Here is a 20,234-nt window from a genome sequence, read left to right on the forward strand (position 1 = left end):
GCGGCCCGTGCTGCGCTCGCACTCTCTAGGGTCGACCCGTGGCCGACCTGATCCCCCGCCTCCGCGACGCGCTGCTGGCCGCCGACTACACCTACGACGGCGTCTCGGCCGTCCTCGGTACGACGGCCCACGCCGCTCTGCACCGCAACGAGACGACGCCCGGCAGCCGGCGTACCCACGGCGGATCGCCGCTCGAGACGCTGACCCGGCTCTGGCTGCTCCAGGCCACTTCGCCCGTCGGCGAGGTCGAGCGAGCGCTGCCCGGGCTGCTCGACCCGCTCTGTGCGGCCGGGATCCTCGAGCGGTCGGTCGGCGAGGTGGCGGCCCGCGTCGACCTGCGGCCCTACGGCGCCGACGCCGGCAATCTCTGGGTGCTGTCCGACCTCACCCCCGGGCTCGACGGCGCACCGAACCGGGTCGACGCCGACCACGTCCTGGGGATCAGCCCGGCGGCAACCTCGCTCGCGGAGCTCACCGTCCGTGGAGAGGTCGAGAGCGCCCTCGACCTCGGCACCGGTTGCGGGGTCCAGTCCCTGCACCTCACCGCGCACAGCCGCCGGGTCGTCGCCACCGACGTCAACCGGCGCGCGCTCTGGCTGGCCGGCCTCAACGCCGAGCTCAACGAGGTGAGCATCGAGCTGCGCGAGGGCAGCCTGTTCGAACCGGTCGGCGGCGAGCGCTTCGACCTGGTGGTGACGAACCCGCCCTTCGTGATCTCGCCTGCGACCGGCGAGCGCCTGGTCTACCGCGACTCGGGCGTGCCCGGCGACGGCGTGGTGGAGCAGATCGTCCGGGCGGTCCCGCGCCACCTCACGGCGGGCGGCACCGCGCAGGTGCTGGCCAACTGGGCCATCCTGCGTGATCGGCCCTGGGACGAGCGCCTCGCCGAGTGGGTCGAGGGCTGCGGCGCGTGGGTCGTCCAGCGCGAGGTGCTCGACCCGGCGGAGTACGTCGAGCTGTGGCTCAAGGACGCCGGCGTGCACGGGACGCCGGACTACCGGCGCCGCTACGACACCTGGCTGTCCTGGTTCGAGGACCAGCGAATCGAGGCGATCGGCTTCGGCTGGATCAACCTCAGGGAGGGTGGCTCCCACCACCGCCTCGAGGAGTGGCGGTGGGAGGTCGAGCAGCCGCTCGGACCGGAGGTGACCGCGCACTTCGCCCGGGTCGCGGCCCTCGAGGAGCTCTCCGACGAGGCGCTGCTGCAGACCCGGCTGCGTCTGCGGGCCGACGTGGTCCAGGAGACCCACGGTGCCCCGGGTGCAGAGGATCCGGGGCGGATCGTGCTGCGCCAGCAGCGGGGCATGCGCCGGGCGCGACAGGTCGACACCGTCGAGGCGGGCTTCGCGGGTGCCAGCGACGGCGACCTCACGGTCGGCCAGCTGCTGGCTGCGCTCGAGCAGCTCCTCGGGGCGGAAGCGGTCGGTGACGCCCGTCTCGGCGGCGTACGCGAGCTGCTCGCCGATGGCTTCCTCGAGCTGCCGCGATGACCCGGCACCCGTTCGGCTGGAGCGTGATCGCCTATGCCGACCTCGAGCTCGGCGTGGGGGAGGCAGGCCGGCGGGTCGCCTCGTCCGTGCGGCAGTCCGGCCTGCCGACCGAGCTCGTCGCCGTGCGCACCGGAAGCCTTTCGCGGCACGACCACGCTCCCCAGCAGCAGGTGACCGACCGCGTCGGCTACGACAGTGCGGTCATCTGCGTGAACGCAGACCAGCTCCCCCACGTCGTCCACGAGCTCGATCTCGGATCGGTGCGCGGTGACCGGATCGGCGTCTGGTTCTGGGAGCTCGAGGTGTTCCCGGAGCGCTTCCACGGCAGCTTCGCCCTCGTGCACGAGGTCTGGGTGGCCAGTGAGTTCACCCGAGCCGCCGTCGCCGCTGCGACCGACATGCCCGTGCGGACGATCCCGCTGCCGATGCCCGCGGCACCCGCCGAGCCGACCCGGTTCAGCCGGTCTGCACTGGGCCTGCCGGCCGACCGCTTCGTCTTTCTCACCAACTTCGACTACTTCTCGAGCTACCGGCGCAAGAACCCGATCGCCGCGATCCGTGCCTACGCAGAGGCGTTCTCGCCCAGCGACGGGGCCTGCCTGGTGGTGAAGTCGATCAACGGACACCTGCGGCCCGAGGACGCCGACAGGGTGAAGGCCCATGCCCACGGCCGCCCCGACATCCTCTTCCTCGACCACTACGTGTCGTCGGCAGCCATGCTGGCGATGATCGAGCTGGCCGACGTCTACGTCTCACTGCACCGGTCGGAGGGCTACGGACTCAACCTGGCCGACGCGATGGTGCGCGGCACACCGGTGATCGCCACGGGATACTCCGGCAACCTGGAGTTCATGGATGCCGGCACGGCCCTCCTCGTCGGCCACGACCTCGTCGAGGTCGGACCGGACGCGTTCCCCTACGATCCCGACGCGATCTGGGCGGACCCGCACGTGGGCGAGGCCGCCCAGGCCATGCGCCTCCTGTTCGACGACGCCGCCGCTGGGCGTGCGCTGGCCGACCGCGCCCGCGACTCGACGTCCCGGTTCTCCTTGGAGCGCGCGGGCCGCGAGGTCCGCGACCTGCTCCTGCCCGAGCTCGCCCCGGAAGGATCCCGGTGACCGAGCTCGAGCGTCTGCGGCTACGAGTCGCCGAGCTCGAGGCCGAGATCGGTGAGGCGAGGGCAGCCGCAGACACGGCGAACGAGCGCGTCCGGGAGGCGGAGGCCGCGCTGCAGGCGTCGTACGACGCGCTGGCGGCGATCGGCGACCCGCTCTTCGCCTCGACGTTCGAGGAGTCGCGGCTCCCGGAGGTGGCCGCCCTGAAGCGTCGGCTCAGGCGGCAACGCAAGCGCAACCGCCGGCTCCAGCGGGAGCTCGACGCGGTCCGTCGGTCACGTGCCGTCCGCTGGTCCGAGTGGCTGCGGCGGGTGTTCCGGCGACGTGGCGGCCCGGGCGCCGCCTGACCGGGGCCGACTGGACACGTGGCGTCGGCCCGTGGGCGGTCGCGCTACCTTGTGTCCCGGCAACCCGCCACCCATTCGGTTAGGACCGCACCAGAAGTGGCACACAAGCTCGTCATCGTCGAGTCACCGGCCAAGGCCCGCACCATCGAGGGCTACCTCGGCCGGGGCTACGTCGTGGAGTCGTCCATCGGCCACATCCGCGACCTCCCGCAGACCGCCGCGGACATCCCGGCGAACATCAAGGGTGAGCCCTGGGCTCGTCTCGGCGTGAACGTCGACGACGGCTTCAAGCCCGTGTACGTCGTCTCGCGGGACAAGAAGGCGCACATCACCAAGCTGAAGGGCCTCCTCAAGGACGCCGACGAGCTCTACCTCGCCACCGACGAGGACCGCGAGGGTGAGGCGATCGCCTGGCACCTGCTCGACGAGCTGAAGCCGAAGGCGGACCTCCCGGTCAAGCGGATGGTCTTCCACGAGATCACGCCGCAGGCGATCCAGGCCGCGGTCGAGACGCCCCGTGAGATCGACATGGACCTCGTCGAGGCGCAGGAGGCGCGGCGCATCCTCGACCGGCTCTACGGCTACGAGGTCTCGCCGGTGCTGTGGAAGAAGGTCATGTCCGGCCTGTCGGCCGGCCGCGTCCAGTCCGTGGCCACCCGGCTGGTGGTCGACCGCGAGCGCGAGCGGATGGCGTTCCGGGCAGCGTCGTACTGGGACCTGGAGGGCACCTTCGACGCAGGCGCCGACCACGAGCAGCGGATGTTCGGCGGCAAGCTGCACAGCATCGACGGCGTCAGGGTCGCCCGCGGCGCCGACTTCGGTGACGACGGCCAGCTCAAGGACAGCGCGAAGGTCGTCCACGTCAACCAGGCCCGCGCCGAGCAGCTCGTCGAGGCGCTGCACGACACGGCCTTCACGGTCCGCTCGGTCGAGTCCAAGCCGTACACCCGCAAGCCGTACGCACCGTTCCGGACGACGACCATGCAGCAGGAGGCCAGCCGCAAGCTCGGCTTCAGCGCCTCCTCGACGATGTCGGTGGCGCAGCGTCTCTACGAGAACGGCTACATCACCTACATGCGGACCGACTCGACCACCCTGTCGGACACCGCGCTGAACGCAGCCCGCGCCCAGGCCCGCGAGCTCTACGGCGCGGAGTACGTCCCGGACGCACCGCGCGTCTACGCCTCCAAGGTCAAGAACGCCCAGGAGGCCCACGAGGCGATCAGGCCCGCCGGCGACAACTTCCGCACGCCGGCCCAGACAGGGCTGACCGGCGACCAGTTCCGGCTCTACGAGCTGATCTGGATGCGCACCATCGCCTCGCAGATGAAGGACGCCGCCGGGAACTCCCTGACGATCCGGCTCGGCGGCCCGTCGGCCGACGGCGAGGACGTCGTCTTCTCGGCCAGCGGCCGGACGATCACCTTCCACGGCTTCCTCAAGGCGTACGTCGAGAGCACCGACGACGCCGACGCGGCCCGCGACGACGCCGAGAGCAAGCTGCCGAACCTGACCGAGGGCGCGTCGGTGAGCGCGGCGGCGCTCCGGGCAAGCGGACACGAGACGAAGCCGCCCGCGCGCTACACCGAGGCCTCCCTGATCCAGGAGCTGGAGGGGCGCGAGATCGGCCGGCCCTCGACGTACGCCTCGATCATCGGCACGATCCTCAACCGCGGGTACGTCTACAAGAAGGGCACCGCGCTGGTGCCGGCCTGGCTGGCCTTCTCGGTGATCCGGCTGCTCGAGGAGCACTTCGCCCGGCTGGTCTCCTATGAGTTCACCGCGCGCATGGAGGACATCCTCGACGAGATCGCCGGGGGTCGGAAGGACCTGCAGACCGAGCTGGCGGAGTTCTACTTCGGCAGCGCCGACGTCGAAGGGCTCAAGAAGCTGGTCACCGAGCTCGGCGAGATCGACGCCAAGGAGCTGGCGACCTTCCCGGTGCTCACCCCGAACGGCGAGCCGAGCGGGATCGACCTGCGCGTCGGGCGCTACGGGCCCTACGTCGAGGGCCCTGCCGACGAGGGCGACGCGGACGGCTCGAGGCCGCGGGCCAACGTCCCCGAGGACCTTCCGCCCGACGAGCTGACCGCCGAGATGGCCCGCGAGCTGCTCGCCAACCCGGCCGGGGCGGAGACCGAGCTCGGCACCGATCCGGAGAGCGGCAACGTGATCGTGGCACGCAACGGTCGCTACGGTCCCTACGTCACCGAGGTGCTGCCCGAGGACGCTCCGAAGAAGCAGAAGCCGCGCACCGGCTCGCTGTTCAAGGACATGTCCCTCGAGACGGTCAACCTCGAGCAGGCGCTCCGGCTGCTGTCGCTGCCACGCGTGGTCGGCACCGATCCCGAGTCCGGGGACGAGATCACCGCGCAGAACGGGCGCTACGGCCCGTACCTGAAGAAGGGCACCGACTCCCGCTCCCTGGAGACCGAGCAGCAGCTGTTCGACATCACCCTCGAGCAGGCGCTGGCGATCTACGCGCAGCCGAAGACTCGTGGCCGGCAGGCGGCCTCGGCACCGCTCAAGGAGCTGGGCGACGACCCGGTCTCGGGCAAGCCGGTCGTGGTGAAGGCCGGCCGCTTTGGTGAGTACGTCACCGACGGTGAGTACAACGCGACCCTGCGCAAGGACGACTCCGTCGAGGAGCTCACCCTGGAGCGCGCGGCCGAGCTGCTCGCCGAGCGCCGCGCCAAGGGTCCGGTGAAGAAGGCGGCGAAGAAGACGGCCAAGCGGAGCACGAAGAAGAGCGCCGCCAAGAAGACCGCGAAGAAGGCCGCCGCGAAGAAGTCCTAGGTCGCGTCTAGGGTGTGCTCGTGGTTTCGACGGGCTCCGCCACCGGGCGTGGTGTGTATGCCGACTCCGGGCTGTTCCTCTGCTTCGAGGGCGGCGAGGGGGCCGGCAAATCGACCCAGGCGCGGCTGCTGCGCGACTGGCTGGTCGGCCGCGGTGCCGACGTGCTGCTGACCTTCGAGCCCGGTGACACCCACGTCGGCCGCGACATCCGCCGGATCGTGCTCGATCCCGCGACCGGCCACCTGGCCGACCGCACGGAGGCGCTGCTGTACGCCGCGGACAAGGCCGAGCACGTCGAGAAGGTCGTCCGGCCCGCGCTCGCGCAGGGCACGGTGGTGATCACCGACCGGTACGTCGACACCTCGCTCGCCTACCAGGGCACCGGTCGCGGCATCGACGCGGCCGAGCTCGAGCACGTGCTGCGATGGGCGACCGGCGACCTGCGGCCGCACCTGACGGTGCTGCTCGACGTCGAGCCGGCCGACGGGCTGGGCCGGTTCGAGCAGCGTGACCGGATCGAGGCGGAGTCGCTCGACTTCCACCTGCGCGCGCGCGACGGGTTCCTGGCGTTGGCCTCGGCCAATCCCGAGCACTACCTCGTGCTGGACGCGCGCGCCGACCGCGACGAGCTCTCGGCGAAGATCTGCGACCGCGTCGGGGAGCTGCTGCCGTGACCGTGTGGGACGACCTCGTCGGCCAGGGCCCGGTGATCGCCCGGCTCAAGCAGGCGGTAGCCGGCGACATGACCCATGCCTGGCTGATCACCGGACCGCCCGGCTCCGGCCGGTCCAACGCCGCCGTCGCGTTCGCCGCCGCACTCCAGTGCGAGGAGGGCGGCTGCGGGGTGTGCCAGTCGTGCCACAACGTCGCCGTCGGCTCGCACCCCGACGTGCGCGTGACCCGCACCGAGAAGCTGTCGATCGGCGTGGACGACGTCCGCGAGCTGGTCCGCACCGCGGCTCTCGCGCCGGTCGGGCGGCGCTACCAGGTGATGGTGATCGAGGACGCCGACCGGCTCACCGAGCCGGCCGCCAACGCACTGCTCAAGGCCGTCGAGGAGCCGAATGCGCGCACGGTCTGGGTGCTCTGCGCTCCCACGGTCGAGGACGTGCTGCCGACGATCCGGTCGCGCACCCGGCTGGTCGTGCTCGCCACCCCGAGCACCGACGACGTCGCCGGGTTCCTGCGCACCCGGGACGGGGCGTCCGAGGAGGTCGCCCTGCACGCCGCCCGCGCCAGCCAGGGGCACATCGGCCGCGCCCGTGCGCTCGCCCGCGACGACGACACCCGCTCGCGCCGCCGACACGTGGTGCAGATCCCCGCGAGCCTGACGAACCTGCGGGCGTGCATGCTCGCGGCCGCCACCGTCCACGACGTGGCGAAGGAGGAGGCGGATGCCCTCACCGGCTCCCACGACGCGCGTGAGAAGGACGACCTCGACCGGATCTACGGCGTGGTCGAGCGCGGCCGCCGGCCCCGGGAGTACGCCCCCGCGCTCCGCGACCTCGAGAAGTCGCAGAAGACGCGCGCCAAGAGACGCCACCTCGATGTGGTCGACCGCGGGCTGATGGACCTCGTGTCGGTCTACCGCGACGCGCTGACCCTCCAGCTCGGAGCCGCCTCCGAGGTCGTCAACGAGGAGATCCGGGCCGATGTCGAGCGACTGGCTGCGGTCACCACGCCCGAGGGCAACCTGCGTCGCATCGACGCGGTCTTCGAGGCGCGGGAGCAGATGCTCGAGTTCAACGTGCCGCCGATGCTCGCGCTCGAGTCGTTGATGGTGTCGCTCCGCATCGGCGACGCCTGACCCTCTGTGGACGAGCAGCGCTCCGGGCTTCGCGCGTGGACCTAGGCTCTGACCCATGGCGTACCCCCCTGAGCCTCCGAGCGGACCGTCCGAGCCCGGCGTGGCCGAGCCACCGGCCGGTGGCGACCGGAGGCGCGTCGCGCTCGTGCTCCTTGCCTGCGCGGTGGCGCTCGCTGTGGTGGTGGCGGTCGTGGTCGGCGCGACCCGGGGCGACGACGCGAGCCCGAGCGCCCACTCATCGGATGCAGTGCAGCCCACCGACACGGCGTCACCGACGCAGACGGCGCCGATGCCCAGCACGGACCCGGCGCTGGCGCGGTTCTACGAGCAGAAGCTGAAGTGGCAGGGCTGCGGTCGTGACAAGTGCGCCCTGCTCGACGTGCCCCTCGACTACGACAACCCCGCTGCGAAGACGATCCAGCTGGCAGTGCTCGAGGTGCCCGCACAGGGCCACCGGATCGGGTCCCTGGTGGTCAACCCGGGTGGCCCGGGCGGCTCCGGCGTCCAGTTCGCCGCGGGCGGCTCCCTGCAGTTCGGCAACGTGCTCTCCGACGCCTACGACATCGTCGGGTTCGACCCGCGCGGCGTCGGGCAGAGCGACCCGTTGAAGTGCGTGGACACCGCCGAGCTCGACCGGCTGGTCGCGTTCGACCCCGATCCCGACACCGACGCGGAGCGGGCCGAGATGGACCAGCTGATCCACCAGCTGGGCCAGGGCTGCCTGGACGAGAGCGGTGACCTTGCACGGCACATGTCGACCAAGGAGGCGGCGCGCGACATGGACATCCTGCGGGCCGCCCTCGGTCAGCGGAAGCTCGACTACCTCGGCTCGTCGTACGGCACCTTCCTCGGGGCGACGTACGCCGACCTCTTCCCCGGCCACGTCGGCCGGTTCGTGCTCGACGGCGCGATCGACCCGTCGCTGTCCAACGAGCAGCTCGGGCTCGGGCAGGCGCGAGGCTTCGAGACGGCGCTGCGCGCCTACGTCAAGGACTGCGTCGACCGGGGCAGCTGCTTCCTCGGCTCCACGGTCGACGAGGGGCTGCGGACCATCCAGGGGCTGCTGGCCTCCCTGGAGCAGAAGTCGCTGCCGACCGGCGAGCGCCGCGAGCTCACCGAGGGCCTCGGCATGATCGGCATCTGGATGCCGCTCTACGTCAAGAGCTACTGGAGCCAGCTGTCGGCCGCGCTCAAGCAGGCGCTCGACGACCGACAGGGCGGCGACCTGCTGGCCCTGGCCGACCTCTACACGTCGCGCGGACCCTCCAGCTACGCGGACAACTCGATGGAGGCGTTCTACGCCGTCAACTGCCTCGACCACGACGACACCATCCCCACCAAGGACGTGCCGGCCCACTTCGCCGAGTTCGAGAAGGCCTCGCCGACCTTCGGCCGGGCGTTCGCCTACGGGCTCTCGACGTGTGCGAGCTGGCCGGTGCAGAGCGGCCAGCACACGGTGGCGCTGCACGCCGCGGGCGCACCGCCGATCGTGGTGGTCGGCACGACCCGTGATCCGGCCACGCCGCTGGCCTGGGCCCAGGCGCTGGCCTCGCAGCTCGACACCGGCCAGCTGATCACCCGCGACGGTGACGGCCACACCGGGTTCCACCGCGGCAACAGTTGCGTCGACGACGCGGTGGAGTCCTGGCTCGTGAAGGGCAAGGTCCCCGAGCCCGACCTGAAGTGCTGATCCGGTTTCTTCGCGGTCCCTGCGCGCCCCTATACTCGTCCGGCGCACCACCCCGCCGCCTTAGCTCAGTCGGTAGAGCGATTCACTCGTAATGAATAGGTCGTCGGTTCGATTCCGACAGGCGGCTCCACAGCAAGCGTCCTGACCTGCGAAGACGTGGAGTGGGGGAACCGCGGTGCACCCCCCCAAAATAGCCCAGTGACAGGTTTGTGACACGTTTCGGAACCGTCGCACCGTGATGGTCGGACGTGAGGGCGCCCGCACGGTGGAGTTCGCCTCCGTGGCGAGGGCCTGGCCCCGATACGATCCGGCCGTGACCGCGTCCCTCGACCCCGCAGCGCTTCGCGAGGCTCGTCAGAAGGCGGGACTGACCCAAGGGCAGGTCGCGCGGGCCTTGGGGCTGGCGGGCGGCGAGGCTGTGTCAGTGTGGGAACGCGGGGCGTTCGAGCCCAAGAGCGCGGCGCTGCTGCACCGGCTAGCGGAGGTCCTCGGCGCCACCGTCCCCGAGTTGCTGCGTTGCGACGACGGCAATCCTGATCTGCGCTACCTGCGGCTCGTCGCTGGTCTGGAGAGTGCAGACGTCGCCGATCAGTTGCACGTCGCCGTGTCCACCTACCGACGCTGGGAACGTGGCGCGTGGACGCGCAGCCCCAGCGACGCCGTCATCGCCTCACTCGCCCAGGCGTTCCGGGTCCCTGCCGGTGCCGTCGCCCGGGCCCTAGCGCATACCAAGGCACATTCGGCGTGACCTGAACTGAACCTCGCTGTCGAGCAAGCAGCTCCGTCTCACCCTCTCGATCGCAATCGGTTCTACAGTGGTGGCCCGTCCTTTCTCGGAGGAGGGCAGGTGTATCTCGGGTCTGGCGCCATCCATCGCGCCGCGCAGCGTGGCGATGTGAGATCCGTGCGCCCTGCGACACGCCTTGAGCACACACAAGCGCCGCCCCCTATCGACAAGCGTGCTAATTTCTCGCTAGGGAGTAACGAGCGACTTCTGTGGGATGTGAGCCCCAGGAGCACTCCAGATCCCGTCTGTGGGCAGAACCGTGTTCGAACTCGGGAGGACTTCAAGTGACTGCGGCCGTTGAATCCACGCTCCTGCAGGCTGACGGCCGACGTCGCCGCAAGCCGTTGTTCTACGTCATCTGTATCGGCCTGATGTGCCTAGGAGCGGTGGTCTCGGCGTTCGCGTTCACCCGAGCCAGCCACTCCCAGCAGGTCGTCGCCGTCGTCAAGACAATCCACGCCGGCCAGACCATCTCCTCCGGTGACCTCAAGCTCGTCGACATGAACAGCGACGCCGACCTCCAGACTGTTCCGGCTGCCGAGGAGTCGACGGTCATCGGCCAGGTCGCCCAGCTCGACATGGCCGCTGGCAGCGTCGTCACTCCGCATTCGTTCGGGAAGGTCAGCGTTCCTGCCAAGGGGCAGGCCGTTGTCGGCCTCTCCCTGACCCCGGCGCAGATGCCGGCGAGCAGCATCAGGGTCGGTGACAAGGTCAGCCTAGTCGCCGTCGGCGACGACAACAGCGCCACCTTCGCCACCGACACCGCCACCATCGAGGGCACCGTGGTTGGTGTCAGCGCGCCGAACGCGTCGGGCTCGAGCGGGGGAGACCCGCAGACCGGCAACAGCGTCGTCGACGTCTCCGTCCCCACCAGCACCGCTCCCGGCCTGGCCGCCAAGGCCGCCAACGGCAAGGTCGCCTTGGTCTTGGACTCGCGGGGGCAGTGACATGGCCCTGTACGTGCTGACCTCGGCATCCGGCTCTCCGGGTGTATCGACGGCCGCGGCTGGCCTGGCCTACCACTGGCCTGGACCGGTGCTGCTGCTCGACGCCGATCCGACCGGCACCTCGGCCCTGCTCGCCGGCCACTTCCGCGGCGAGCTGGAACCCGGCCTCGGGCTGATCGACCTGGCCGTCGCAGCGGCCGAGGAGCGCCTCGACGAAGCCTTCGCCGCCGCGATCGCCAAGCTGCCCGACAGCGAGGCCCGGTTCCTGGCCGGCATCCGCTCCCACGAGCAGGCCCCCAGCCTCAGCTCCCTGTGGCCCCAGCTGCTTGGCGTACTGAACCGCCTCGACGAGGCCGGGCACGACGTCCTCGTCGACGCTGGTCGTCTCGGCCTGGTCGGCAGCCCGAGCCTGCTCATCGATCGTGCCGATCTCGTCGTGCTCGTGACCCGCAACAGCCTGGTCTCCTTGGCGGGTGCCCGTTCCTGGGCAGCCAGCCTGCGGGCCCGGTTCGGCGAGCACGGCAGTTCCGCCCGGCTCGCCATGATGATCGTCCAAGACGCTCCGCGGCGGGTCCAGGCCTACGGCGACGGGCAGGTTGCCCGCTCGCTCCAGCTGCCGGTCCTGGCCAGCCTGCCCTACGACAAGGACGTTGCCGAGGTCTACTCCCACGGATCCCGGCCCCCGAAGAACTTCGAGACCTCCGGACTCATCAAGGCCTACGCCGCCGCCGCCGAGGCGCTGCGCATGGTGCATGCGGGGAACCTCGACGAGCTCGCCGGACGTCCGACCAACCGGCAGGACCGGATCGCGGCCGCGGCCCGGTCCCTGGCCGCCCGCGGCCGAACCCCTGCGCCGAACGGAGCCACCGATGTCTGAGCACAACTCCGAGCCGATGCCCGACCCGGCCCGGCTGCCCCTGTTCAACGCGCCCACCGGACCCAAGGTCACCTGGTCTGCCAACGGCCACCAGGCCGGCGGAGTGGTGATCGACGGTGTCGACGGCCGAGGGCAGAACGGCCACCGCGCCGCCGGGCCGTGGGACGTGCCCGCGTTGCCCAGTCAGCTGGAAGACCAGGGCGCCTACCAGCCGGGCCGGGCCGACTGGCAGCTGGTGCGCGAACTGCGCCTGGAGGCCACGACGCGGCTCGCCGAAGCGATCAACGCCGAGGCCCTCGACGCAGGCGCCCGCCAGCAGCGCGGCCGCTCGATCATCGCCGACATCATCAAGCAGCGAGTTTCGGGCGACATCTCCGCCGGCCGCGAGCCCTGGACACTCGAACAACGCAAGTGGCTGCGCAAGGCCCTCGACGACGCGTTGTTCAAGCTCGGCCGACTCCAGCCGCTGCTGGACCGCGACGATGTTGAGAACATCATCATCACCGGCCACCACACTGTCTGGCTCGACCTCATCGACGGCAGCCTCGAACGCGCCCACGCCGTCGCCGACAGCGACGAGGAGCTGATCGAGTTCCTCCGGTGGGTCGCCAACCGGTTTCGACCCCAGGACAACGAACGACCCTTCAACGAGTCCGTCCCCAAACTGCACCTCTCCCTGTCCTGGAACGACGACAACGGAGAGCCGATGCGGGCCCGCCTGGCCGCCACCGCATTCGTCACCGTCTACCCGGTGGTCGTCATCCGTCGCCACCGCCTCACCCGGATCACCCTCGAGGACCTCGTCGCCAAGGGCATGCTCACCCCGGTCATGGCCAACTTCCTGCGCGCCTGTGTCCGGGCCGGGAAGTCGATCGTGGTCTCCGGGCCGCAGGGCGCTGGCAAGACGACCCTGATCCGAGCCCTGTGCGCCTGCATCGACCCCTTCGAGAAGATCGGCACCTTCGAGACCGAGTACGAGCTCTTCCTGCACGAGATGCCCGAGCGGCACCTCGTCGTGGTGCCCTGGGAGGCCCGGCCCGGCTCGACCGAGGTCGACGCGTTCGGTGGCCGCGCCGGCGAGTTCACCTTGAACGAGGCCATCGACGACTCCTTCCGCTTCACGCTGTCGCGCCAGATCGTTGGCGAGGTCCGCGGCAAGGAGATCTGGGCGATGATCAAGGCGATGGAGTCCGGAGCCGGCTCCATCAGCTCCACCCACGGCAAGAACGCCCGGCAGACGATGGACAAGCTAGTCACCTGCGCCATGGAGGCGGGACAAACCTCGGAGCTGGCCACCTTGAAGCTGGCCCAGACAGTCGACGTCGTCGTCCAGATCGGCCTGCTGACCCAGCCCGACGGCAAGAACCACTGGTCACGGACCCGCTGGGTCTCCGAGGTCGCCCTGGTCGAGCCCGGAGACGCCGGTTACAACCTCGACCACGTCTTTGAGGCCGGTTTCGGCAACACCGTGGCTTCCCCGAGCGGTACGCCGATCAAGAAGGGCCTGCTCAACGAGCTCCAAGCCCACGGCTTCGACCTGCCCGCGTTCCAGCGCGCGATGGGAGCCAGGGGGGTGCAGCCGTCATGACACCGCTCATTCCCGCCCTCGGCGGCGCGCTCTTCGTCGCCGGCATCATCGGCTTGGTCGTCGGGCCGCCGCCCACTCTGCCCGGCACCCCGGTCAAGCACCAGCAAGGCCGACTAGGACGCCGGATCGCGCAGATGCCACGCCGCACCCGCATCCGCGCCCTGATCGCGTTCCTGGTCGGTGTGGCCGTCGCAGTGTTGACCGGCTTCCTCCTCGCCGTGGTCGCGCTGCCTGCAGCGGCGATCGGGCTCCCGTTCCTGCTCAGCCCGGCCCGCGGCGGCTCCAGCCCCGAACGGCTCCAGGCGCTCGAGGAGTGGACCCGCGGCCTGTCCGGACGGCTCACCATCGGCATGGGCCTGGACTCCGCACTCAAGCGGTCGCTGTCCACCACACCAGAGGCGATCCGCCCCGAGGTCACCCGACTGGTCAACCGGCTCTGGTCGGACTGGACCATCGACCGTGCCCTGCGAGTCTTCGCCGACGAGATCGACGACGAGGTCGGCGACTTCATCGCTCTGAACCTCGTCCTCGCCGCCACCAACTCCGGCGGCGCCGGCCTCGCGGACACCCTCGACGGCATCGCCGAATCGGTCGCCGCCACGGTCCGCGCCCGCCGCTCGATCGCCGCCGACCAGCAGAAGCCCCGCACGACGGCCACGGTGGTCACGGCCATCTCGATCGCCGTGCTGGGCTACATGTTCCTCAACGGCTCCTACATCCAGCCCTACACCACGGCACTGGGGCAGGCCATCCTGCTCGTCCTCGGTTCGGCCTACGTCGCGATCCTGCTGTGGATGCGCTCGATGTCGAAGCCGCCCCAGGGCATGCGCCTCATGGTCAGCCCGGAAGGGGAGGGACGATGACGACCGGACTCCAGCTGGCCATTTTCGGCGGCCTGATCTTCGGCGGCGCCCTCGCCGCGATGGTCTGGCGTCTGGCCCCGACCCACCCCGACCTGTCTGACGCCCTTGACCGGCTTTCCCCGGACTATGTCGAGCGCCGCGCCCGCCGCGTCATCGAGGACGCCGAACGTGACCTGGACTCCACCGAGAAGGTCGGCCTGTGGGCCATGCGCGTCTTCCCCGGCCGGGCCTGGGTCGGCACCCCGCACAAGGACCTCGGCGTACTGCGCAAGTCGGTCGCCCAGTTCTACGGCGAGAAGGTCACCTTCGCCCTCGTCGGACTGGTCGCCGGCCCGATCCTAGCCTACGTCATCGGCCACATCGGGTTCATCCACCTCAGCGGGTTCTCCTTCCCGATCATCTTCTCCATCGTCGCCGCTATAGGCATGTTCTTCCTGCCCAACTACAACGCCATCGACGACGCCAAGACCAAGCGGGCCGAGTTCACCAAGATGCTCATCCCGTACTACGAGTTCGTCGCCACCGAGCGCCTCCAGGGCTCGGGCACCAACCAGGCCCTCGTCCGCGCCTGCTCACCCGAACTCACCCGGCACTGGGCATTCGAGCGTCTCCGCGAGGCGCTCCTGCCCGCGGAACTCGGCACCACCACCACCTGGGACGCACTGGAGAAGCTCTCCGAAGAGATGTCCGTTTCCGAGCTGGGTGACCTGGCCGACATCACCCGACTCTCCGGCGAGTCCGGCGCCCAGATCTACAGCCACCTGCGCGCACGCGCCACCCAGATGCGCTCCCAGATGCTCAGCGACGAAGTCGCGAAGTCCAACGCCGTCTCCGAGCGCATGTACGTACCCGGCGGCCTCCTCGGCGTCACCTTCATGCTCATCCTCATCGCCCCGACCCTGCTCCGCATCATCCAGTCCTGAGTCCCGCCACGAGTCCTAACACCAAGGAGAACCCGACAATGATCAAGCAGTTCATCGCCCTCAACCTGTTGCGCATCCGCCTGATGGCACCCATTGACCGCACACTCGCCAACGCCCACAACACCCTGCGCCGTCACCGTGACGAGCGCGGCTCGGTGACCATCGAGCAGGTCATCTGGGCCGTCGCCCTCATCGTTATCGCCGGCGGCGTCGTCGCAGCCATCACCGCCTACGTCAACTCCAAGAAGGACCAGATCAAGTAGCTCGACGAACAACCACCCTTTCGGGAAGGACCCACGAATGACCCGCCTCAGCCACCTTCTGCGCCTTCGTCTGGCGCGCTGGCTGAGCACACCCACCCACCGGCGGCAGCGCCGCGGTGAGCGCGGAGCGACCACCGTCGAGATGGTCCTGCTGATGATCGGCCTGTTCACTCTGCTGTTCCTCGGCCTCCAGGCCGCCCTGTACTACCACGCACGCTCGGTCGCCATCGCCGCCGCACAAGAGGGCGCACGAGAGGCCGGATCCCAGCACGGCAGCCAGGCCTCCGGCATCGCCGCCGCCCAACAGTTCCTCAACCAGGCCGGCGGTCCCGGCGTCATCGTCAACACCAGCGTGGTCGGATCACGTACGGCGACCACGGCAACGGTGACCGTCACCGGCGACAGCATGAGCGTCATCCCCGGCGTCAACGTCGTGATCACCCAGTCCGCCACCGTGCCCGTCGAGAGGCTCACGCAATGAGCTGGCCCGTTCCCTTCGGGAATCCCGACGCCCGCCGTGATCACGACGAGCGGGGCGCAGCCTCGATCGAGGCCGTCCTGGTCGCCGTCGCGCTCGGCATGTTCATCGCCCTGGTCATCCTCGGCGGCCGCGTCCAGATGGCCAAGCAGGCCGTCCAGTCCGCCGCCTACGATGCCGCCCGCAGCGCCTCGATCAGCCGCACCAGCAGCGAGGCCTCCTCCTCGGGCCAGTCCTCGGCCATGTCCAGCCTTGCCCAGCAGGGCATCCACTGCACCCGCTCCAACGTCACCATCGACACCAGCGCCTTCAAGACCGCTTTGGGCACCACCGGTTCGGCGGCACTGATCCAGGCCACCGTCACCTGCACCATCGACGTCTCCGGCCTCGGCCTGCCCGGGATCAACCAGCGCACCATCACCGAGACGATGACCAGCCCGCTCGACTCCTACCGAGGCAGGTCCTAATGCGCGCTCCGCTGGCCCCGCTCGCCGGCGCCCTCAACCGGCTGCCCGGCGACGACCGCCGCGACGAGCGCGGCTCGATCTCGGTATGGATGATCGCCAGCGCGATCGCCCTCGTCGGCATCGCCGGCATCGGCACCGACTTACCCGGCCAGGTCCACACCAAGCAGCACGCCCAAGACGTCGCCGCCCAGGCCGCCCGTGTCGGCGCCGAGCAGGTCAGCGGGGACGTCGTCACCGGCACCCAGGCGAGCGTGAACTTCGTTGCGGCTCGCAACGCCGCCCAGCAGTACCTCCAAGCCGCCGGCCTGGACGGATCGGTCAGCATCGTCAACGGCACCACGATCGAGGTGACAACCAGCGAGACCTACGACACGACGTTCCTCGGCCTTCTCGGCATCAGCCACCTGAAGGTCACGGGTGATGCCTCCGCACAGTTGATCCGCACCGAAGGAGGCGTGGCCCAATGACCACCCGACCCCGTTTCTCCACCCGCCTCCAGGGCCTGGCGGCCAGCCTCGGCATCCTCGCCATCCTCATCGGGATGCCGCTGGTGATGCTCGCGCTCGGTTCCGAGCCGATCCCACACCACATCCCTGACTGGGCCACCCTCAAGCACGACTTGTTCAGCCGCGACGACGGCACCTTCGCCCTCCAGATCATCAAGGGCGTCGTCTGGATCGCCTGGCTCATCGCCGCCGTGCTCATCCTCCTCGAGCTGGCTTACAGAATCGGCCGCGTCGAGGCCCGCGACCTGCCGATCCTCGGCAAGCCCCAGGGAGCGGCCCGCAACCTCGTCGCGGCTGCGTCCCTGCTCTTCCTCGCCGGTGCCCCCCTCGCCAGTGCCTCCCTCGGCCACACCGGCGCCGCCATCGCCGCGCCCGCCCCGCATTCGCCGGCGCCGAACACGCACACCACCACCACGGCGGCCGCTCTGCACCACCGCGCGCCAGCCATCCACCAGGAGACCCGCCAGGACACCCGCCCCACGTTCTCCTACAGCGTCCGCGAGGGAGACAACCTGTGGGACCTCGCCCAGACCTACCTCGGGGACGGGAACCGCTACCACGAGCTCGTCGAGCTCAACCGCCACATCGTCGGCGACAACCCCGGCTTCCTCGAGCAGGGCTGGGTGCTGAAGATCCCCGGCACCCACAACGCCAGCCACGCCACCCAGGCGTACGTCGTCGAGCACGGCGACACCCTCGAGGACATCGCCGCCTCCCACCTCGGTGACCCGAAGCGCTGGCCCGAGATCTTCCAGGCCTCCACCGGCATCACCCAGCCCGACGGCCACCACGTCACCAACCCCGACCTGATCCTGCCCGGGTACACCGTCCACATTCCCCAGCCGCGCACTCCCCGGAACACGGCCGACGGCCCGCAGACGAAGACCCACCAGACGACTCCGAAGCAACACCAGACCACGCCCACCGACCAGGCGCCGCACGACACCGACCCGGGCATCCCGGCCACGCCGAGCACCCCGGCTCAGCCGATCACACCCGCGAAGCCCACCGCGCCAGCCGCCTCCCACGACGACACCACCGACCAGGCGAGCAGCGAGCACACCAACATCCTCTCGGCGCCGTGGGTCGTCTCCAGCCTCGCCGGGGGAACGGTGCTATCCGGCGTCCTGCTCCTCGCACTGCGTCGCCGCCGGCGCCGCCAGTTCGAGGTCCGCCGTCCCGGCCGCGCGGTCGCGGTGCCGCCGCCCGAGCTCGCGCCCTACGAGAAGACCATCACCGTCGCCGGGCACCCGATGGAGCAGTCCATCGAGTTCCTCAACGCCGTCTTGCGCCAGCTCGCACTCGACATCGCCGCCGCACACGAGTCCGCACCGCCGGTCGCTGCAGTCGAGCTCACGGAGACCTCGGCAACCCTTCACCTCACCGAGCCCGCGGACCTGCCGGACCCATGGATGGGCAGCCCCGACAAGCTCCGGTGGACCGCCACCACCAGCTCTCGCGTCGCCGCTGGCCCACAGAGCGCCCCGGCGCCCTTCCCGCTCCTGGCCACCGTCGGTCGCGACGAGGACGGCCACTGGTGGCTGCTCAACCTCGAGCACCTGGGCACGATCACCATCGCCGGCGACACCGACCGCGCTCGCGACCTGTTGCGCTACATCGCCTGCGAGCTGGCGCTGGCCCCATGGGCCGACTCGGCGCGCATCGACGGCGTCGGCACCGGCTCAGAGGCAGCCCGGATGAACCCCACCCGGACCCGTTACCACGCCACCGCCACCGACGCCGCCGCCGACAGCGTCCTCGCCTCCGCCCTGGAGATGATCGACCGAGCCGAGGGCCTCGGCACCGACACCCCCACCGGCCGCTCCACCCAGATCGACGACGAGCTGTGGCTGGCCCGCCTGCTCCTCGTCGACGCCGTCGAGGCCGACGAAGCGTCCCTGCAACGGCTCATCGACGTCATCGGCGACCACCCCGACCGCACCGGCGCCTCGGTCGTCCTGGCCGACCGCGACCTCGCCGGCGGGTTCGCCATTGACCTGTCCCCCGATGGCCGGCTCCGGGTGGAGAAGGCCGGACTCGACCTCATCCCGGTTGGGCTAACTGCCGAAGCCGCCGACGGTGCAGCACAGGTCCTCGAGCAGAGTCAGGACCTCGCCGACGTCGAGGTGCCCATCGACGAGACGGCAATCGACGGCTGGGAGGCCTTCACCGACAAGTCCGGAGCGATCCGCCGCGAGTACACCCTGCCCCGCAACGTCCAAGAGATCACCGAAGCCGCGGAGCAGGAGCCCGCGCGCTCCATGCTCGAGGACGACGACCGGGCCTACGTCGAAGCCGCCGCGACCACCGAGGAGGACCTCGAGCAGGTCGCACCCCGCGTCCCGGTTAAGGTCTGCGAGGCCGTCGAGGCCGAACTCGCCACCCTCGACGAGGACTACCACGCGTGGATCACCAAGGACCCGACCAGGCCCCGACTGCGGCTGCTCGGCCCGGTCAAGCTCACCGCCGGCGGCGACATGACCGAGGTCGCTGACCGCGTCGGGTTCTACACCGAGCTCGTTGCCTACCTGGCCTCGAAGTCACGCCACGGGGCCACCACCGACGAAGTCGTTGAGGCATTCGGCTACGAGAACAAGAACCGGGTGCGGGTAGACATGACCATCCTGCGCGACTGGCTCGGCACCAACCCGGTCACCGGTCAGCCCTTCCTTCCCAAGGCCCCCGACGCACCCGCCAAGCGCGAACACGGCAAGAACGTCTACCAGCTCGACACCGGCCCCGGCGGCGTCATCGTCGACACCAAGCTCTTCGAGCAGAAGAAGGCCCGCGCACAAAGCCGAGGCGAAGCCGGCATGACAGACCTCCGTGAAGCCCTCACCCTCGTCGACGGCGTCCCGTACTCCAAGCTCCGCGAGACCGGCTGGTCCTGGCTGCTCGAAGGCGACCGCGCCGACCACGAAGCCGTCTACATGGTCTCCGACGCCGCCCACATCCTCACCACCCACTACCTCAAGCAGGGCGCCATCAAGGACGCCTACGCCGTCGCCAAGGTCGGCGTACTCGCAGCCCCCGACGAGCAGACCATGCAGTTCAACCTCGCCCGCGTCATGAAGGCCGAAGGCCGTCTCGAGGAGGCCGAGAAGTTCCTCAACGAGGAGGTCTACAACCGCTCGGACGACGGCCTCGCCCCGAGAGACCTCTCGGAACGATCGAGGAAGATCATCTCAAGCTGGAAGGCAACGGGATGACCAGCAGCACACAGAAGGAGAACCACACGATGCGAACCACTCGCGGGGGAGTCGCACTGCTATTGACCGTCGCCATGGCGG

The 20,234-nt window shown here is 70.1% G+C and carries 18 protein-coding genes and 1 tRNA gene; all 19 read left to right on the forward strand.

Translation table 11 applies throughout. The features are described from left to right. Positions 1 to 38: 38 nt before the first annotated feature. The 19 genes from ACVW00_RS21955 (at position 39) to ACVW00_RS22045 (ending at position 20,153) form a co-directional block, all read left to right on the forward strand. Complete coding sequence (locus ACVW00_RS21955) at positions 39 to 1,490, forward strand: DUF7059 domain-containing protein (protein WP_457113018.1); 1,452 nt, start codon at positions 39 to 41, stop codon at positions 1,488 to 1,490. After that, positions 1,487 to 2,608 carry a glycosyltransferase gene (locus ACVW00_RS21960; RefSeq protein ID WP_457113019.1) on the forward strand — a complete coding sequence of 374 codons (1,122 nt, stop codon included), beginning with the start codon at positions 1,487 to 1,489 and terminating at the stop codon, positions 2,606 to 2,608. The genes ACVW00_RS21955 and ACVW00_RS21960 overlap by 4 nt, the downstream gene beginning before the upstream one ends. Continuing rightward, positions 2,605 to 2,952 (forward strand): hypothetical protein, encoded by a 348-nt coding sequence (locus ACVW00_RS21965; protein ID WP_457113020.1) that lies wholly within the window; start codon positions 2,605 to 2,607, stop codon positions 2,950 to 2,952. The genes ACVW00_RS21960 and ACVW00_RS21965 overlap by 4 nt, the downstream gene beginning before the upstream one ends. Positions 2,953 to 3,048: 96 nt before the next feature. After that, complete coding sequence (gene topA / locus ACVW00_RS21970) at positions 3,049 to 5,748, forward strand: type I DNA topoisomerase (protein WP_457113021.1); 2,700 nt, start codon at positions 3,049 to 3,051, stop codon at positions 5,746 to 5,748. Positions 5,749 to 5,768: 20 nt separating this feature from the next. Next, the gene (tmk, locus tag ACVW00_RS21975) at positions 5,769 to 6,422 is read left to right on the forward strand and encodes a dTMP kinase (protein WP_457113022.1); all 654 of its coding nucleotides are present in this window, start codon (positions 5,769 to 5,771) and stop codon (positions 6,420 to 6,422) included. Further along, positions 6,419 to 7,555, forward strand: a complete 1,137-nt coding sequence (locus tag ACVW00_RS21980) for a DNA polymerase III subunit delta' (RefSeq protein ID WP_457113023.1) — start codon at positions 6,419 to 6,421, stop codon at positions 7,553 to 7,555. Before tmk ends, ACVW00_RS21980 begins: the two co-directional genes overlap by 4 nt. 55 nt (positions 7,556 to 7,610) lie before the next feature. Then, positions 7,611 to 9,245 carry an alpha/beta hydrolase gene (locus tag ACVW00_RS21985; protein WP_457113024.1) on the forward strand — a complete coding sequence of 545 codons (1,635 nt, stop codon included), beginning with the start codon at positions 7,611 to 7,613 and terminating at the stop codon, positions 9,243 to 9,245. A 54-nt stretch (positions 9,246 to 9,299) separates the two neighbouring features. Continuing rightward, positions 9,300 to 9,375: transfer RNA gene (locus ACVW00_RS21990), tRNA-Thr, on the forward strand. A 183-nt stretch (positions 9,376 to 9,558) separates the two neighbouring features. Continuing rightward, positions 9,559 to 9,993 carry a helix-turn-helix domain-containing protein gene (locus ACVW00_RS21995; protein ID WP_457113025.1) on the forward strand — a complete coding sequence of 145 codons (435 nt, stop codon included), beginning with the start codon at positions 9,559 to 9,561 and terminating at the stop codon, positions 9,991 to 9,993. A 323-nt stretch (positions 9,994 to 10,316) separates the two neighbouring features. Further along, entirely contained in the window at positions 10,317 to 10,979 is a 663-nt protein-coding gene (locus ACVW00_RS22000) for an SAF domain-containing protein (RefSeq protein WP_457113026.1), read from the forward strand. 1 nt (position 10,980) lies between these two features. Continuing rightward, positions 10,981 to 11,856 (forward strand): hypothetical protein, encoded by an 876-nt coding sequence (locus ACVW00_RS22005; RefSeq protein ID WP_457113027.1) that lies wholly within the window; start codon positions 10,981 to 10,983, stop codon positions 11,854 to 11,856. Further along, positions 11,849 to 13,444: a CpaF family protein gene (locus tag ACVW00_RS22010; RefSeq protein ID WP_457113028.1), complete on the forward strand. Its 1,596-nt coding sequence runs from the start codon at positions 11,849 to 11,851 to the stop codon at positions 13,442 to 13,444. The genes ACVW00_RS22005 and ACVW00_RS22010 overlap by 8 nt, the downstream gene beginning before the upstream one ends. Then, entirely contained in the window at positions 13,441 to 14,307 is an 867-nt protein-coding gene (locus ACVW00_RS22015; protein WP_457113029.1) for a type II secretion system F family protein, read from the forward strand. Before ACVW00_RS22010 ends, ACVW00_RS22015 begins: the two co-directional genes overlap by 4 nt. Continuing rightward, positions 14,304 to 15,230, forward strand: a complete 927-nt coding sequence (locus ACVW00_RS22020; protein WP_457113030.1) for a hypothetical protein — start codon at positions 14,304 to 14,306, stop codon at positions 15,228 to 15,230. The genes ACVW00_RS22015 and ACVW00_RS22020 overlap by 4 nt, the downstream gene beginning before the upstream one ends. Positions 15,231 to 15,268: 38 nt before the next feature. Beyond that, positions 15,269 to 15,493, forward strand: coding sequence for a hypothetical protein (locus ACVW00_RS22025; RefSeq protein WP_457113031.1), 225 nt, complete (start codon positions 15,269 to 15,271; stop codon positions 15,491 to 15,493). A gap of 37 nt (positions 15,494 to 15,530) precedes the next feature. Further along, complete coding sequence (locus ACVW00_RS22030) at positions 15,531 to 15,974, forward strand: TadE/TadG family type IV pilus assembly protein (protein ID WP_457113032.1); 444 nt, start codon at positions 15,531 to 15,533, stop codon at positions 15,972 to 15,974. Continuing rightward, the gene (locus tag ACVW00_RS22035; protein WP_457113033.1) at positions 15,971 to 16,438 is read left to right on the forward strand and encodes a TadE family protein; all 468 of its coding nucleotides are present in this window, start codon (positions 15,971 to 15,973) and stop codon (positions 16,436 to 16,438) included. Before ACVW00_RS22030 ends, ACVW00_RS22035 begins: the two co-directional genes overlap by 4 nt. Next, positions 16,438 to 16,905, forward strand: coding sequence for a TadE/TadG family type IV pilus assembly protein (locus tag ACVW00_RS22040; protein ID WP_457113034.1), 468 nt, complete (start codon positions 16,438 to 16,440; stop codon positions 16,903 to 16,905). Before ACVW00_RS22035 ends, ACVW00_RS22040 begins: the two co-directional genes overlap by 1 nt. Continuing rightward, positions 16,902 to 20,153, forward strand: a complete 3,252-nt coding sequence (locus ACVW00_RS22045) for a LysM peptidoglycan-binding domain-containing protein (protein WP_457113035.1) — start codon at positions 16,902 to 16,904, stop codon at positions 20,151 to 20,153. The genes ACVW00_RS22040 and ACVW00_RS22045 overlap by 4 nt, the downstream gene beginning before the upstream one ends. Positions 20,154 to 20,234 lie beyond the last annotated feature (81 nt).

It is taken from the genome of Marmoricola sp. URHA0025 HA25 (assembly GCF_054059435.1).